Raw genomic sequence first — 13,202 nt, 5'->3', positions numbered from 1 at the left:
GTCTCAGCCCTCCAGCAGGGCCAGACGCTCCTCCAGTGCGGCGATACGCGCCTCCAGCGCTTCCAGGCGATCTTCGGACACGCCTGAAGCGCTGCGGCCTTCACCTGCGCCATGCTGGCGCGCGGCGATGATCGCTTCGATCTGCGCCGGGTCGCCCAGTGCGTGGGTATAGCGGTCTTCACGCTGGCCGGCCTGGCGTGGCAGGTGCAGGGCCAGTTCGCGGGTGACCAGTCGCTCGAGCTGATGCTGGACCTGATCGAGGTCTTCGAAGGCGTGCAGGCGGCTGCTGCGGCTGAGCAGTTCGTTGAGGGTCTGCGGCCCGCGCAGGAACATCAGGCCCATCAGCGTCAGCTGCGCCGGCACCAGCTCCAGGCCCTTGTCGAGGCGATGTTCCCAGCGATCTGCGCGGCTGCCCATCTGCAAGCGCGCCATGTCTTGCGCTTCAAGGGCGCGCAAAGCCTGGCCGACCTGGCCGGGCGACAGATTCATCACAGGCTCGCGGCTGGTTTTCTGGTTGCAGGCCAGCACCAGGGCATTGAGCGTCAGTGGGTAGCTTTCCGGGCTGCTCGCCTGCTTCTCGATCAAGGCGCCGAGTACGCGGATTTCGATGTCAGTGAGGCGTGCGGCGTCGGTGACGGGCTGGTCGGTCATGGCGCGTTCTCTGCAATGAAAAGGCCACTAGGGTAGGACGCGCCGCGCGCCCAGGCAAATGCCGAGCGCGGGCAGCGGGGCGTCAGGCGCTGCGCCGGGCCATGGCTTCGCAGGCGGCGGCGGTGAAGACCACGTCGGTTGAGGAGTTCAGCGCGGTTTCTGCCGAATCCTGCACCACGCCGATGATGAAGCCGACCGCCACCACCTGCATGGCCACCTCGTTGGGGATGCCGAACAGCCCGCAGGCCAGAGGAATCAAAAGCAGCGAGCCGCCTGCAACGCCCGAGGCGCCGCAGGCACAGATCGATGCCACCACGCTGAGCAACACAGCGGTCGGCAGGTCGACCGCGATGCCCAGGGTATGCACCGCTGCAAGGGTCAGCACGGTGATGGTGATGGCAGCGCCGGCCATGTTGATGGTCGCGCCCAGCGGGATCGATACGGCGTAGGTGTCTTCGTGCAGGCCGAGCTTTTCCGACAGCGCCAGGTTCACGGGGATGTTGGCCGCCGAGCTGCGGGTGAAGAACGCGGTGATGCCACTTTCGCGCAGGCACAGCAGCACCAGCGGGTACGGATTGCGGCGAATCATGCACCAGGTGATCAACGGGTTGACCACCAGGGCCACGAACAGCATGCAGCCGAGCAGTACGCCGAGCAGGTGCAGGTAGCCCAGCAGCGCCTGCAAGCCGGCCTGGGCCAGGGTCGAGCTGACCAGGCCGAAGATGCCCAGCGGGGCGAAGCGAATCACCACTCGCACGATGTCGGTAATGGCCTTGGACAGGTCATCGGCGACGCCGCGGGTGGCCTTGCCGGCCTTGCGCAGCAGCACGCCCAGGCCGATTGCCCAGGTCAGAATGCCGATGAAGTTGGCGTTGACCAGCGCGCTGACCGGGTTGTCCACTGCGCTCATCAGCAAGCCCTGCAGCACCTCGTTGATGCCGCCTGGGGCGCTCAGGCCGGCGTCACCGGCATTGAGCACCAGGGTCGAGGGGAAGTGCATGCTGGCAACCACTGCCACTACGGCTGCGGAAAACGTACCGAGCAGGTACAGCCAGAGGATCGGCCGGATGTGCGTCTGCTGACCCTGCTGGTGGTTGGCGATTGAGGCGATCACCAGCACGAACACCAGAATCGGCGCCACCGCCTTGAGCGCCGAGATGAACACGGTGCCGGGCAGGGTCAGGTTGACCGCGACGCTGGGCGCCAGCACGGCCAGGAGGATGCCGGCGAGCAGGCCGATGACGATCTGGGTGACCAGGCTTGTGCGGTTCAGCAGGCGAAATACAGCAGACATGTGCAGCGGTGCCTCGAGGCCTCGGAAATAGGCGGCGGACTCTACCACAGCGTTTGCCCCGTGACCGGGCAGTGCTACCACTGAAACAGCTGATGCCGCGCGCTCTCGGTGATGGCGACGATGCCGGGGTGCTTGACCTTGCGTTCCACTGAAATTGCATAGAAGGCTTCGGTGACCGCGTCGGTCTGCCCGATCAATTGCACCGCGCAGCGCTGGCAGACTTCCTCGGCGATGACGCTGGGCGCGACGAACAGGCCGCTGCCCGATTGCCCAAAGGCCTGCATCAGTGCGCTGTCGTCGAACTCACCGATGATCCGCGGCTGCAATTGCTGCTCGGCCAGCCAGCGCAGCAGGCGGCTGCGCAGCATGGTGTCCTGCCCCGGAATCAGCAGCGGGGCGTTGTGCAGGCACGCCGGGAAGTCGCCGCACAAGCGCGCGGCCAGCGCCGGCGCGGCGAAGAAGCTCAGGCCGCATTCGCCGAGTTTCTGGCTGAAGCCTTTGATGTCCAGGTGGCTGGGCATCGGGCTGTCGGAGATGACCAGGTCAAGGCGCTGGATCGCAAGATCGGCGAGCAAGCGTTCGAGTTTGTCTTCCCGGCAACTGATGCGCAGTACGCCCTCCAGCGCCATTGCCGGTGCCAGCAGGCGATAGACGATCGACTTGGGCACCATGTCTGCCACCCCAACACGAAATACAATCTGCTGCTCTTCAGGTTGCGCGCGAAGCACGGTTTCCAGCTCGCTGGCGATCTGGAACATCTGCTCGGCGTAACCCAGCGTCTGCCGACCGCTTTCGGTCAGTTCCAGTTGCCGACCGACGCGCTGAAACAGCTCGATGTTGTAAGTTTGTTCGAACAGGCTGATCTGCCCGCTGATGGTTTGCGGGGTAAGGTTCAGCTGTTCGCTGGCGCGGGCGATGCTGCCGGTCTTGGCGACCACCCAGAAGTAGTGCAGTTGACGGTAATTGAGCATGGTCGATGTAACAGTTCGTAAAAAGCGAAGTATAGCCGCTGAAAAAACGAATTTTCCTGATGTTTTTGTCAGGCTAGGATGCCCGGTGATCACGCGCCTGCCAGTGCGCCCGACTACTACTCCGAGATTCGATTGATGGATTACTTGCTGCAACTCGCTTCAAGCCCAGCTGCCTGGGTTGCCCTCGCCACGCTGGTGGCGATGGAAATCGTCCTGGGTATCGACAACCTGATCTTCATTTCCATCCTCACCAACAAGTTGCCTGAGGCCTACCGTTCCAAGGCGCGGCGGGTGGGTATCAGCATGGCGCTGGTGATGCGCCTGGCGCTGCTCAGCACCGTGGCGTGGATCGTACAGCTGACCGAGCCGGTGTTCGAGGTGCTGGGCAACGCGTTCTCCTGGAAGGACATGATCCTCATCGCCGGTGGCCTGTTCCTGTTGTGGAAGGCGACCAAAGAGATTCACGAGAACGTCGACCCGCACGGCGCCAAGGAAGAATCCAAAGTCGGTTCGACGGTTACCCTGGGCTTTGGTGCGGCGATCTTCCAGATCCTGCTGCTCGACATCGTCTTCTCCATCGACAGCATCATCACCGCCGTGGGCATGACCCAACACCTGCCGATCATGATCATCGCGGTGATCAGTGCGGTGATCGTGATGCTGGTCGCCGCCGACCCGCTGGCCAAGTTCATCAACGACAACCCGACCGTGGTGATGTTGGCCCTGGGCTTCTTGATCATGATCGGCATGACCCTGATCGCCGAGGGCTTTGGTGCTCATGTGCCTAAAGGCTACGTGTACGCGGCGATGGCGTTCTCGACGCTGATCGAGGTGCTCAACATCATGGCCCGACGCGCCCGTCTCAAGCGCGAAGCCAGCGAAGGTTGAGCGAGGCATATCGCGGCCCAGGCCGCTCCTGCACGGCCTTTGCAGGAGCGGCTTGAGCCGCGAAAGGTCCGTTAACACCTCACAGGTTTGAACCTACACCCCAGCTTTCTTCAAGCGCACGCGCTGCGTGCGGGGTAGGGCGGCAGGACGGGTGGGGGTAGGTGAATGACGGCGCAGGATGCGCAGTACGCCCCACAGCATCGCCAGCGCAACACTGGTCCACATGCCTATCAGCAGAATGATTGCCATCGTCAGACTCATGGTCGGCTCCTCGGCTTCGCTGCCCGGGCGTGCAGCGCTGATACACCTGAAGTCTAGCCTGCCGTTGATGACGTTCAATTGACCGATGGTCCTATGACGCCGACGCCTCGTTGCGCGTGCGCTGCGGGGTATACCGTGGCGCTTGCGCCGCCTATGATCGTGGACCGAGCCTGAGCACCGTCGGCCAGGCGTTGAGACAAGCGAGAAACCATGCCGCAGCGTTCATTCATCGCCCGCCACCTGCGCCTTGGCCTGGCGGCAGCCTTGCTGGCCACCAGCCTGGCGGGCTGCTCCAGCGCACCACCGGCCCTGCCCAAAGACCTGGCGCAGCGCGTCGAGATCAGCGGCGTGCCGTTCTTCCGCGGCAACGCCTACCACGGTGGCGCCTTGGCCCTGGCGACCCTGCTGTCCCAGCAAGGGGTGAACATTACCCCGGGCCTGCTGGACAAACCCCTCGGCCTGCCGGAGCAGGTCGATCAGTTGCAAACCGCCATTCCCCGCGTGGCCCGTGAATACGGCCTGGTGGTGTATCCGTTGGACAAACGCCTGGAAGCCTTGCTGGTGCAGGTGGCCGCGGGTAACCCGGTGCTGCTGCGCTATCAGGAAGGCTCGAGCTTCTGGTCCGAGCCGCGCTATGCGGTGCTGGTCGGCTACGACCGCTACAAGAAGCGCGTGCTGCTGCGCGCAGGCATGGATCGCAGGCGTCTGGTCGACTTCGCCGATTTCGACAAGGCCTGGCGTCAGGAGGGCAGCTGGGCGGTATTGCTGCAACCGCCGCGGCAGTTGCCCGCCAATGTCGACCGCGAGCGCTGGCTCAAAGGCGCCGAAGATCTGGCCCGTGATGGTCAGGAAGTGGCTGCACGACAAGCCGTGCGCCGCCTGCAGGAATGATGGGGAGGGGGCCGGGGCAGTAGTTGCCCCGGCCAGGTCGGGTCAGAAGCCGAGGCGGTCGCGCAGGCTGTAGTACCAGGCGCCCAGGGCGCTGAAAGGCACGCGCAGCAGTTGCCCACCTGGGAACGGGTAGTGCGGCAGGCCGGCGAAGGCGTCGAAACGTTCGGCCTGGCCGCGCAGGGCCTCGGCCAGCACCTTGCCCGCCAGGTGCGTGTAGGTGACGCCATGGCCCGAGCAGCCTTGAGAGTAATAGATGTTGTCGCCGATCCGGCCGACCTGCGGCAGGCGCGACAGCGTCAGCAGGAAGTTGCCGGTCCAGGCGTAGTCGATCTTGACGTTCTTCAGTTGCGGGAAGGCCTTGAGCATCTTCGGCCGGATGATGGCTTCGATGTTCTGCGGGTCACGCGCGCCGTACACCACACCGCCGCCGAAGATCAGCCGCTTGTCCTGGGTCAGGCGGTAGTAGTCGAGCAGGTAGTTGCAGTCTTCGACGCAGTAGTCCTGCGGAAGCAAGCTGCGCGCCAGTTCTTCACCCAGCGGTTCGGTGGTGATGACCTGCGTGCCGCACGGCATCGACTTGGCCGCCAGCTCTGGCACCAGATTGCCCAGATAGGCGTTGCCGGCGACGATGATGAACTTGCTGCGAACGCTGCCTTGCGGGGTATGCACCACGGGGCTTGCGCCGCGCTCGATACGAATCGCCGGGCTTTGCTCGTAGATGACGCCGCCCAGCGACTCCACCGCGGCGGCTTCGCCGAGGGCCAGGTTGAGCGGGTGGATATGCCCACCGCTCATGTCGAGCATGCCGCCCAGGTAGTTGTCACAGGCGACCACTTGGCGAATACGCGACTGGTCCATCAGTTCCAGCTGAGTGTGGCCATAGCGCTCCCACAGGCGTTTTTGCGCTTCCAGGTGGCCCATCTGCTTGGGGGTCAGCGCTGCGAAGACGCCGCCATCTTTAAGGTCACAATCGATGCCGTAGGTGGCGATGCGCTCGCGGATGATACGGCCGCCCTCGAACGCCATTTCCCCCAGCAGCTGCGCCTGACGGGCGCCGACCGTGCGTTCGATGACATCGATGTCGCGGCTATAGCTGTTGACGATCTGCCCGCCGTTGCGCCCGGAGGCGCCGAAGCCGACCTTGGCCGCTTCCAGCACGGTAACCTTGAAGCCGTTCTCCAGCAGGAACAGCGCGCTTGAAAGGCCGGTATAGCCGGCGCCGATGATGCACACATCGGTTTCCACCTGCCCTTGCAGCGCTGGACGAGCTGGCACCGGGTTGGCCGAGGCGGCGTAGTAGGACTGTGGGTAGCGGGTGTCAGCCATGGCGGGGAAGACCTCGTGTTTTATATTTTTAACGGATGTGCGGATGCTATCAACAATAATGAACACCTGCTAGTCATGCGTAAAAAATCCTACACGGCACGGGAGCGCCCGTGCTGGTACAGAAAGTGATTAGGATTCAGTGGCTTACCCTTTAAATAAGTGTTGACAGGGGTTTTTTTCTGCGTAGAATGCGCCCCACACGACAGGCACATAGCTCAGTTGGTTAGAGCACCACCTTGACATGGTGGGGGTCGTTGGTTCGAGTCCAATTGTGCCTACCAAACACGCTAGAAAGGCGATCCGAAAGGATCGCCTTTTTTGCATTCGGGTTTCCCGTCAGTGGTTTTTCGCATCGGCGTGCTTTGCCTGCGGCTTACGCAAATTTTTGATTACTTTGAAGAAAAAGCGCTTTACAGGGAACTGTTAGCTCTCTAATATGCGCCCCACACGACAGGCACATAGCTCAGTTGGTTAGAGCACCACCTTGACATGGTGGGGGTCGTTGGTTCGAGTCCAATTGTGCCTACCAAATAAAGTCCTGGTTTCCAGGCAGTGAAAGGGCGATCCGCAAGGGTCGCCCTTTTTCGTTTGCGCCTTTGGCCAGGATCGTAAGGTGGACGGCGTGCAACACCCTGCGGCGTTGTGTCGCGCTGCGCTGGCTAAGCCGTTTACGCGCTCGCTCACAGCCAGGCAGGTTGGACTCGGCGCCCCGGCTCGAACAGTGGGGCGTGCTAGAATCCGCCCCTTCGAAACAGGAGGTACACGCGTGCGCAAACTGGCAGTGGTAATGGCAGTGCTGGCCTTGGCTGGCTGTGAGAACGAGGTCGAAGGCATCCACAAGCAAGTTGCCGAGCACCTGCACAACCCCAAGACCGCCAAATTCGCCAACGTGCGAATCGACACCCAAGGCATGGTGTGCGGCCAGGTCCGCGGCAAGGACGACAACGGCCAATTCGAAGCCTATCGCAGCTACGTCGCCGTCAAGCGTGATGGCCAGTACCAGATTCTGGTGGACGACACCGGCAACAACCTGCCGATCCGTGAACTGTGCGGCGGTGCCGATCTGCAGCGCCGCGCCGATGCCGTGGCCGACCAGCCCGCTCCCGATGGCTGGGATGTGGAAGTGATCCAGGGGGCCAACATGGGCGCGCTGAGCGACATGACCGCCCGCCTCATTGAGAAAGGGATTCCTTCCTGGGTCGAGTACCGCTCCGGCAAGCCGGTGGTGCTGATGGGGCCGTTCCCAAGCAAAGCCGAAGCCGATGCGCGCAAGGCAGATGTAATGGCGCGCCTGGGCACTGACTCGGTGGTCATTCAGCACGGAGTGGAACGCTGAGCGCCTGTGCTACTCCAATAGGCTAGGAAGCCCGCGTTCAAGCCTGTCGCGCCTGTCACTCGGGCGCGTTCACGACTAAGCTTGTGCCGGCAGACGCTGAAGCGGGGAGGCCTCATGTCTACGTTGGAAAAGGCCATTGTCATCGCCGCCATCGCCCATGACGGGCAGTTCGACAAAGGTGGCTCGCCGTACATTCTGCATCCGCTGCGGGTGATGCGGCGCATGCACACCCAGGAGGAACGCATCGTTGCCGTGTTGCACGATGTGCTCGAAGACACTGCGTTGACGGTTTCGGACCTGGCGCGAGAAGGCTTCAACCTGAAGATTCTGGCGGCCCTGCTGGCGCTGAGCCGGCGCGGCGATGAGCCCTATGAATCGTTCGTCCAGCGCCTGGGCAGCGATCCGCTGGCGCGCGCGGTGAAGCTGGCCGATCTGGCCGACAACAGCGACATGACGCGCATCCCCACACCTGGCCCCGCCGACTTGCAACGCCTCAGTCGTTATCGCCAGGCCAGCGCCTACCTGCAAGCGTTGGCCTGAGCAGCGCCCATCAATCCTCCTTCGGCACCGTCCAGAAAATCTGCACGCCGCCATCGTCGCGGTGGGCGAGGGTGACGTTGTCGTTTTCGGCGATCTCTTCAAGCAGCGTTTCCCAGTCATCCACGGTTTCGTGCTCAAGGCGGAAGATCAGCGCCGTTTTGCTGCGCTGCGCGGCGGTACCGTTGATGATTTTCTGGATGCGGACGCCCAACTGCGCGTAGCTGCTTGGGGTCGTGGCGGCGGTGCTGGCCATGGATCGGCTTCCTGGGTGGCTGTATGTGCGTACAGTATTTCAACGCCAGCCTTTGCGCAACTGCGGCTCAGCGCATGAAGTGCACTTTGCCGGTGTCGTCGTTGCCCATGTACATGCCGTACACCCCGGCCTTGCGCTCGAGGATGTAGCGTTCGAGGATCTGCCGGATCGCGGGGTAATAGATTTCGTCCCAGGGGATCTCGTCCGGGTCGAAGAAGCGATAGGCGAGGGTCTCCGGACCGTGCTCGCCGGTTTCTTCCACAGCCAGGGCGCGGAAGATGATGTACACCTCACTGATCTTCGGCACGCTGAAGATCGAGTAGGGCGAGACGATGTCGGCGCGTACTCCGGTTTCTTCCCAGACCTCGCGCAGGGCGGCGTCTTCGGTGGTTTCCCCGGCCTCCATGAAGCCTGCGGGCAAGGTCCAGGTACCGGGCTTGGGTGGAATGGCGCGCTGGCACAGCAGGTAGCGGCCTTCGCGCTCGATGATGCATCCGGCGATGATCTTGGGGTTCACATAGTGAATGTAGCCACACGCGCAGAACAGGCGTTCATGGGTGTCGCCGCTGGGGATGCCCCGAACGAGTGCCTGGGTGCACTGCGGGCAGTAGCGCGGGGCGATGGCCATGATCAGCGACCTATGCGCGGGTCTTTCTGGGTCAATGGCTCGGCGATCGGGCGCACCGGGGTGTCGTCTTCCTGCTTCTGGCGCAGGTACTCGAGGGCAACGGCGGCGGCGGCGCGAACGTGGTCTACCGAGGCCTGGTGCGCGGCGTGCGGGTCGCCGCTCTTGATCGCTTCGACCATTTTTTCCATTTCCCGGTTACTGGCGCCACGACGATTGTGCTGCGATACCGAGGTGGCCCGCAGGTAGCTGATGCGTGCCTGCAATTGGCGCAGTTGCTGGGCGGCGACGCGGTTGCCCGAGCCTTCGAGCAGCACGTCATAGAAGCCTTGCACCGATTCGAGCACCTGCTGCAGTTCGCCCTGCTCGAGCGACTCGCGGTTTTCTTCCAGCGCCCGTTCCAAGGCGCGGATGTCCTTGCTCTTGGCATTGAGGGTGAACAGCTGGACGATCAGGCCTTCGAGCACGCAACGCAGTTCATAGATGTCGCGGGCATCTTCCAGGGTGATGATGGCGACCCTCGGCCCCTTGGCGTCGGCGAATTCCACCAGCCCCTCGGACTCCAGGTGACGCAGCGCCTCGCGCACCGAGGTGCGGCTGACCCCGAGACGATCGCACAGGTCGCGCTCGACCAGGCGGTCGCCTGGCAGCAGGTGGAAATTCATGATCGCGCTGCGCAGCTTGTCGAGCACGATTTCGCGCAGGGTAACGGGGTTGCGGTTGACCTTGAAGCTGTCGTCGAGGGGCTGGCGTTTCATCGGGTGCGCTCTAATAGAGGCTGTGCGCCCATATCAGGGAAGCACCGCGAACCGAGGCGCTTCCTGCAGTGGTTCGAACAGCCCGTTGTTATCGGGTTGACTCTGCGTCGGCCTCGGCGAACGCTTCGCGGGCCAGGCGGAAACTGTCCACCGCCGCGGGTACGCCGCAATAGATGCCGACCTGCAGAAGGATCTCGCGAATCTGTTCACGGCTCAGGCCGTTGCGCAGTGCGCCGCGGATGTGCAACTTGAGTTCGTGCGGCCGGTTGAGGGCGGAAATCATGGCCAAGTTTATCATGCTGCGCTCTTTGAGCGACAAGCCGTCACGGCCCCAGACATGGCCCCAGCAGTACTCGGTGACCAGATCCTGCAACGGCTTGTTGAAATCGTCGGCGTTCTCGATCGAGCGATTGACGTAAGCCTCGCCCAGCACTTGCGTGCGGATCGCCAGGCCTTTTTCGTACTTCTCGTTGCTCATCTGCATGCTCCGAATGAAAACGGGGGCCACAACCGAGGGTGAGTGGGCGCGGCCCCCAAAAAAGGCTCTGCCAGACCTGGCGCAGGCCAGGTCTGCAGAGGGCGGATCAGCCCAGCGCTGGAAGGGCGCCAAGCTTGCCGCGATGATAGACCATCGGTGTCACAGGCTCTGCCGGCAGCACCAGGTTTTTCACGGCGCCGACGATGATGGCGTGGTCGCCGCCGTCGTACTCGCGCCACAGTTCGCACTCGATGATCGCGGTGGCATTGCTCAGCAGCGGGTTGCCCAGCTCGCTCAGTTGCCACTCGATGCCTTGCGCCTTGTCTTTGCCTTTGCCAGCGAAGGCGTAGGCCTCGGCGGTCTGCCCAGCCGACAGCAGGTGAATGGCGAAGCGCTTGCTGTCACGCAGGATCGGATAGGTGTCCGATGCATAGTTGGGGCAGAACAACACCAGTGCCGGGTCGATCGACAGCGCGCTGAAAGCGCTGGCGGTGATGCCGACGAGGGCGCCGTCGGCGTCCAGGGTAGTCACCACCGTGACACCTGACGGGAACGAGCCCATCACTTCTTTATAGATGCCAGGTTCGATCATCTTGGCGTTACCTCTTCAGCGCATCACGAATGGATCGGGCATCGGCGCGGTGGACAGGTTGATCCACACGGTCTTCAGCTCGGTATAGGCAAGCACCGAATCGATGCCGCTCTCGCGGCCGTAGCCGCTGTTCTTGAAACCACCGATCGGCGCCATGGCCGAGACGGCGCGATAGGTATTGACCCAGATGATCCCCGAACGCACGTCGCGCGCCAAGCGGTGGGCGCGGCCCAGGTCGCGGGTCCAGATGCCGGCGGCCAGGCCGAACTGCGAGTCGTTGGCCATCTCCAGCGCTTCTTGCTCGGTCTTGAAGCGGATCACCGCAGCGACCGGGCCGAACACCTCTTCCTGCATGATGGTCATCGAGTTGCTGTCGCATTCGAACAAGGTCGGCTCGTAGAACCAGCCGTCACCCTCGACCTGGGCACGCTTGCCGCCCAAGTGCAGCTTGGCGCCTTCGGCCTTGGCCGCAGCGACCAGACCTTCGACCACCGCCAGTTGCTGGGCGGTGGCCATCGGGCCCATTTCGCTGGCGTCGTCGGCCGGGTTGCCGATGCGAATACGCTTGGCGCGCTCGATCAGGCGGCTGACGAACTCATCGAAGATTTCATCCTGCACCAGCAGCCGTGAGCCGGCCACGCAGCTTTGCCCGGAGGCGGCATAGATGCCGGCAACCGCACCGTTGATGGCGCTGTCCAGGTCGGCGTCGGCGAAGATGATGTTGGGCGACTTGCCACCTAGTTCCAGCGACAGCTTGGCGAAGTTCTCGGCGCTGCTGCGCACCACATGGCGCGCGGTCGCGGCGCCGCCGGTGAAGGCGATCTTGCGTACCAGCGGGTGGCGGGTGAGGGCGGCGCCGGCGCTTGGGCCGTAGCCGGTCACGACATTGACCACACCGGCCGGGAAGCCGGCTTCCAGGGCCAGGCGGGCCAGTTCAAGAATGGTCGCCGAGGCGTGTTCGGAGGGCTTGAGCACGATCGTGTTGCCGGCCGCCAGGGCCGGGGCCAGTTTGATCGCCGTGAGGTACAGCGGGCTGTTCCACGGAATGATGCCAGCCACCACACCGATCGGCTCGTGCACGGTGTAGGCGAACAGGTCGGGTTTATCCAGCGGCAGCGTGCCGCCCTCGAGCTTGTCGGCAAGGCCTGCGGTGTAATGGAAGAACTCGGGCAGGTAACCGACCTGGCCGCGGGTTTCGCGAATCAGCTTGCCGTTGTCACGGCTTTCGAGCTGCGCGAGGTGCTCTTTGTTTTCAGCGATCAGCTCGCCAAGACGCCGCAGCAGCTTGCCGCGGGCGGTGGCGGTGAGGCCGCGCCAGGCGCTGCTGTCGAAGGCGCGCTGGGCCGCCTGCACGGCCAGCTCGACGTCCGCTTCATCGGCGTCGGGCAGTTGCGACCAGGCTTGCGCGGTGGCCGGATTGAGACTGTCGAAGGTCTTGCCATTCTGGGCGTCGACCCATTGGCCGTCGATGCACATCTGGAAACGTACGAGGGTCATGCAACTATTCCCTTGGCGGATTCGGTGAGAGTACGGGCTTGCCGGAGGAAGTCCAGCAGCATCTTGTTGACTTCACGCGGCGCTTCCACGGGCATCATGTGGCGTTGTTCGGCAAGCACTGCGCATTGCGCATTGGGGATGCGCGCGGCCAACTGGCGGGCCATGGCCGGGGTCGAACCGGCGTCGAGCTCGCCGGTGGCGATCAAGGTCGGCACCTGGATGCGGCCGAGGTCATCGGCGCGGTACATGTCCTGGGTGGCGAACAGCGAATAGGTGGTGTGATAGCCCTGCGGGTCGTTGTTGGCCAGCACCTGGCGGATGGCCGCGACCTGCGCCGGGTTGGCGGCCTTGTACTCGCGGCTGAACCAGCGTTCGAGGGCCGCGTCGACGTTGGCGTCGGGGCCCAGTTCGGCTGCCTGGGCGGCGCGGGCGATGACCCCGGCGCTCTGCTCGGGCGAGCGGTTGAACACGCTGTTGAGCACGACCAGCGCCGAGACGCGCTGCGCGTAGGCGAGGGCGAAGGCGCGGGCAACCAGGCCGCCCATGGAGAAGCCGATGACCGTGGCCTGCGGGATCTGCAGGTGGTCGAGCAATTCGGCGAGCTGGTCAGCGTAGCCTTGCAGGGGTGTGTCGGCGGCCGGCACGCGGCTCTGGCCATGGCCGAGCATGTCGTAGCAGATGACCCGGTAATCGGCCGCAAGACCGACCACCTGGCCACCCCACATTTCCTTGTTCAGACCCACGCCGTGGATCAGCACCACAGGTTGCCCCTGGCCTTGGCTGAAATAGCTGGTCCCGGCCGGAGTACGTTCAGCGACAGGCTGAATCATGGATGACGCTC

The 13,202-nt window shown here is 63.6% G+C and carries 16 protein-coding genes and 2 tRNA genes; 6 read left to right on the top strand and 12 right to left on the bottom strand.

The annotated features are described in order from the left end of the window. Positions 1-3 precede the first annotated feature (3 nt). From H618_RS0116360 to nhaR, 3 genes are all read right to left on the bottom strand, one after another. Positions 4-651 carry a YceH family protein gene (locus H618_RS0116360; RefSeq protein ID WP_028696092.1) on the bottom strand — a complete coding sequence of 216 codons (648 nt, stop codon included), beginning with the start codon at positions 649-651 and terminating at the stop codon, positions 4-6. 82 nt (positions 652-733) lie between these two features. After that, complete coding sequence (sstT, locus tag H618_RS0116355; protein ID WP_028696091.1) at positions 734-1,945, bottom strand: serine/threonine transporter SstT; 1,212 nt, start codon at positions 1,943-1,945, stop codon at positions 734-736. Between the two features lie 74 nt (positions 1,946-2,019). Next, a complete protein-coding gene (nhaR, locus tag H618_RS0116350) occupies positions 2,020-2,916 on the bottom strand; it encodes a transcriptional activator NhaR (RefSeq protein WP_028696090.1) in 897 nt (298 codons plus the stop codon). A 135-nt stretch (positions 2,917-3,051) separates the two neighbouring features. Here nhaR and H618_RS0116345 point away from each other — a divergent pair, with 135 nt between their 5' ends. Further along, entirely contained in the window at positions 3,052-3,804 is a 753-nt protein-coding gene (locus H618_RS0116345; RefSeq protein WP_028696089.1) for a TerC family protein, read from the top strand. A 93-nt stretch (positions 3,805-3,897) separates the two neighbouring features. On the opposite strand, the gene H618_RS22965 is transcribed toward H618_RS0116345, so the two are convergent. Beyond that, positions 3,898-4,065 carry a hypothetical protein gene (locus H618_RS22965; protein ID WP_169338838.1) on the bottom strand — a complete coding sequence of 56 codons (168 nt, stop codon included), beginning with the start codon at positions 4,063-4,065 and terminating at the stop codon, positions 3,898-3,900. A 210-nt stretch (positions 4,066-4,275) separates the two neighbouring features. Here H618_RS22965 and H618_RS0116335 point away from each other — a divergent pair, with 210 nt between their 5' ends. Then, positions 4,276-4,956 carry a hypothetical protein gene (locus H618_RS0116335; RefSeq protein ID WP_028696088.1) on the top strand — a complete coding sequence of 227 codons (681 nt, stop codon included), beginning with the start codon at positions 4,276-4,278 and terminating at the stop codon, positions 4,954-4,956. A 42-nt stretch (positions 4,957-4,998) separates the two neighbouring features. On the opposite strand, the gene H618_RS0116330 is transcribed toward H618_RS0116335, so the two are convergent. Then, positions 4,999-6,282, bottom strand: a complete 1,284-nt coding sequence (locus tag H618_RS0116330; protein WP_028696087.1) for an NAD(P)/FAD-dependent oxidoreductase — start codon at positions 6,280-6,282, stop codon at positions 4,999-5,001. A 204-nt stretch (positions 6,283-6,486) separates the two neighbouring features. On the opposite strand from H618_RS0116330, the gene H618_RS0116325 reads away from it, so the two are divergent. The 4 genes from H618_RS0116325 (at position 6,487) to H618_RS0116310 (ending at position 8,158) form a co-directional block, all read left to right on the top strand. Further along, positions 6,487-6,563 (top strand) — tRNA-Val (locus H618_RS0116325). Between the two features lie 171 nt (positions 6,564-6,734). Beyond that, positions 6,735-6,811, top strand: a tRNA-Val gene (locus H618_RS0116320). A 237-nt stretch (positions 6,812-7,048) separates the two neighbouring features. After that, positions 7,049-7,618 carry an SPOR domain-containing protein gene (locus H618_RS0116315; protein WP_028696086.1) on the top strand — a complete coding sequence of 190 codons (570 nt, stop codon included), beginning with the start codon at positions 7,049-7,051 and terminating at the stop codon, positions 7,616-7,618. Positions 7,619-7,732: 114 nt separating this feature from the next. Beyond that, complete coding sequence (locus H618_RS0116310; RefSeq protein WP_028696085.1) at positions 7,733-8,158, top strand: GTP pyrophosphokinase; 426 nt, start codon at positions 7,733-7,735, stop codon at positions 8,156-8,158. Positions 8,159-8,168: 10 nt separating this feature from the next. On the opposite strand, the gene H618_RS0116305 is transcribed toward H618_RS0116310, so the two are convergent. The 7 genes from H618_RS0116305 to H618_RS0116275 form a co-directional block, all read right to left on the bottom strand. Beyond that, positions 8,169-8,411 (bottom strand): DUF1654 domain-containing protein, encoded by a 243-nt coding sequence (locus tag H618_RS0116305; protein WP_028696084.1) that lies wholly within the window; start codon positions 8,409-8,411, stop codon positions 8,169-8,171. A gap of 67 nt (positions 8,412-8,478) precedes the next feature. Then, positions 8,479-9,039 carry an NUDIX hydrolase gene (locus H618_RS0116300; protein WP_028696083.1) on the bottom strand — a complete coding sequence of 187 codons (561 nt, stop codon included), beginning with the start codon at positions 9,037-9,039 and terminating at the stop codon, positions 8,479-8,481. A gap of 2 nt (positions 9,040-9,041) precedes the next feature. After that, on the bottom strand, positions 9,042-9,794 hold the full coding sequence (locus H618_RS0116295) for a GntR family transcriptional regulator (RefSeq protein WP_028696082.1): 753 nt from the start codon (positions 9,792-9,794) through the stop codon (positions 9,042-9,044). A gap of 88 nt (positions 9,795-9,882) precedes the next feature. Beyond that, positions 9,883-10,272, bottom strand: a complete 390-nt coding sequence (locus tag H618_RS0116290; protein WP_028696081.1) for a carboxymuconolactone decarboxylase family protein — start codon at positions 10,270-10,272, stop codon at positions 9,883-9,885. Between the two features lie 106 nt (positions 10,273-10,378). Continuing rightward, the gene (locus tag H618_RS21800; RefSeq protein ID WP_033727728.1) at positions 10,379-10,864 is read right to left on the bottom strand and encodes a flavin reductase family protein; all 486 of its coding nucleotides are present in this window, start codon (positions 10,862-10,864) and stop codon (positions 10,379-10,381) included. Positions 10,865-10,879: 15 nt separating this feature from the next. Further along, a complete protein-coding gene (locus tag H618_RS0116280; protein WP_028696080.1) occupies positions 10,880-12,361 on the bottom strand; it encodes an aldehyde dehydrogenase in 1,482 nt (493 codons plus the stop codon). Next, positions 12,358-13,191: an alpha/beta fold hydrolase gene (locus H618_RS0116275; RefSeq protein WP_028696079.1), complete on the bottom strand. Its 834-nt coding sequence runs from the start codon at positions 13,189-13,191 to the stop codon at positions 12,358-12,360. Before H618_RS0116275 ends, H618_RS0116280 begins: the two co-directional genes overlap by 4 nt. Positions 13,192-13,202: the final 11 nt, after the last annotated feature.

Source organism: Pseudomonas cremoricolorata DSM 17059 = NBRC 16634, from assembly GCF_000425745.1.
GTDB lineage: Bacteria > Pseudomonadota > Gammaproteobacteria > Pseudomonadales > Pseudomonadaceae > Aquipseudomonas > Aquipseudomonas cremoricolorata.
The sequence above is the reverse complement of the archived record's forward strand: the minus strand, read 5'-3'. Positions and strand labels throughout refer to the sequence as shown.

What these genes read in the sequence shown, in the direction of transcription:
- H618_RS22965 (WP_169338838.1), bottom strand. Translation starts at nt 4,065, where the DNA reads ATGAGTCTGACGATGGCAATCATTCTGCTGATAGGCATGTGGACCAGT.
- H618_RS0116310 (WP_028696085.1), top strand. Translation starts at nt 7,733, where the DNA reads ATGTCTACGTTGGAAAAGGCCATTGTCATCGCCGCCATCGCCCATGAC.
- sstT (WP_028696091.1), bottom strand. Translation starts at nt 1,945, where the DNA reads ATGTCTGCTGTATTTCGCCTGCTGAACCGCACAAGCCTGGTCACCCAG.
- H618_RS0116275 (WP_028696079.1), bottom strand. Translation starts at nt 13,191, where the DNA reads ATGATTCAGCCTGTCGCTGAACGTACTCCGGCCGGGACCAGCTATTTC.
- H618_RS0116290 (WP_028696081.1), bottom strand. Translation starts at nt 10,272, where the DNA reads ATGAGCAACGAGAAGTACGAAAAAGGCCTGGCGATCCGCACGCAAGTG.
- H618_RS0116360 (WP_028696092.1), bottom strand. Translation starts at nt 651, where the DNA reads ATGACCGACCAGCCCGTCACCGACGCCGCACGCCTCACTGACATCGAA.
- H618_RS0116345 (WP_028696089.1), top strand. Translation starts at nt 3,052, where the DNA reads ATGGATTACTTGCTGCAACTCGCTTCAAGCCCAGCTGCCTGGGTTGCC.
- H618_RS0116280 (WP_028696080.1), bottom strand. Translation starts at nt 12,361, where the DNA reads ATGACCCTCGTACGTTTCCAGATGTGCATCGACGGCCAATGGGTCGAC.
- H618_RS0116300 (WP_028696083.1), bottom strand. Translation starts at nt 9,039, where the DNA reads ATGGCCATCGCCCCGCGCTACTGCCCGCAGTGCACCCAGGCACTCGTT.
- H618_RS21800 (WP_033727728.1), bottom strand. Translation starts at nt 10,864, where the DNA reads ATGATCGAACCTGGCATCTATAAAGAAGTGATGGGCTCGTTCCCGTCA.
- H618_RS0116335 (WP_028696088.1), top strand. Translation starts at nt 4,276, where the DNA reads ATGCCGCAGCGTTCATTCATCGCCCGCCACCTGCGCCTTGGCCTGGCG.
- nhaR (WP_028696090.1), bottom strand. Translation starts at nt 2,916, where the DNA reads ATGCTCAATTACCGTCAACTGCACTACTTCTGGGTGGTCGCCAAGACC.
- H618_RS0116305 (WP_028696084.1), bottom strand. Translation starts at nt 8,411, where the DNA reads ATGGCCAGCACCGCCGCCACGACCCCAAGCAGCTACGCGCAGTTGGGC.
- H618_RS0116330 (WP_028696087.1), bottom strand. Translation starts at nt 6,282, where the DNA reads ATGGCTGACACCCGCTACCCACAGTCCTACTACGCCGCCTCGGCCAAC.
- H618_RS0116295 (WP_028696082.1), bottom strand. Translation starts at nt 9,794, where the DNA reads ATGAAACGCCAGCCCCTCGACGACAGCTTCAAGGTCAACCGCAACCCC.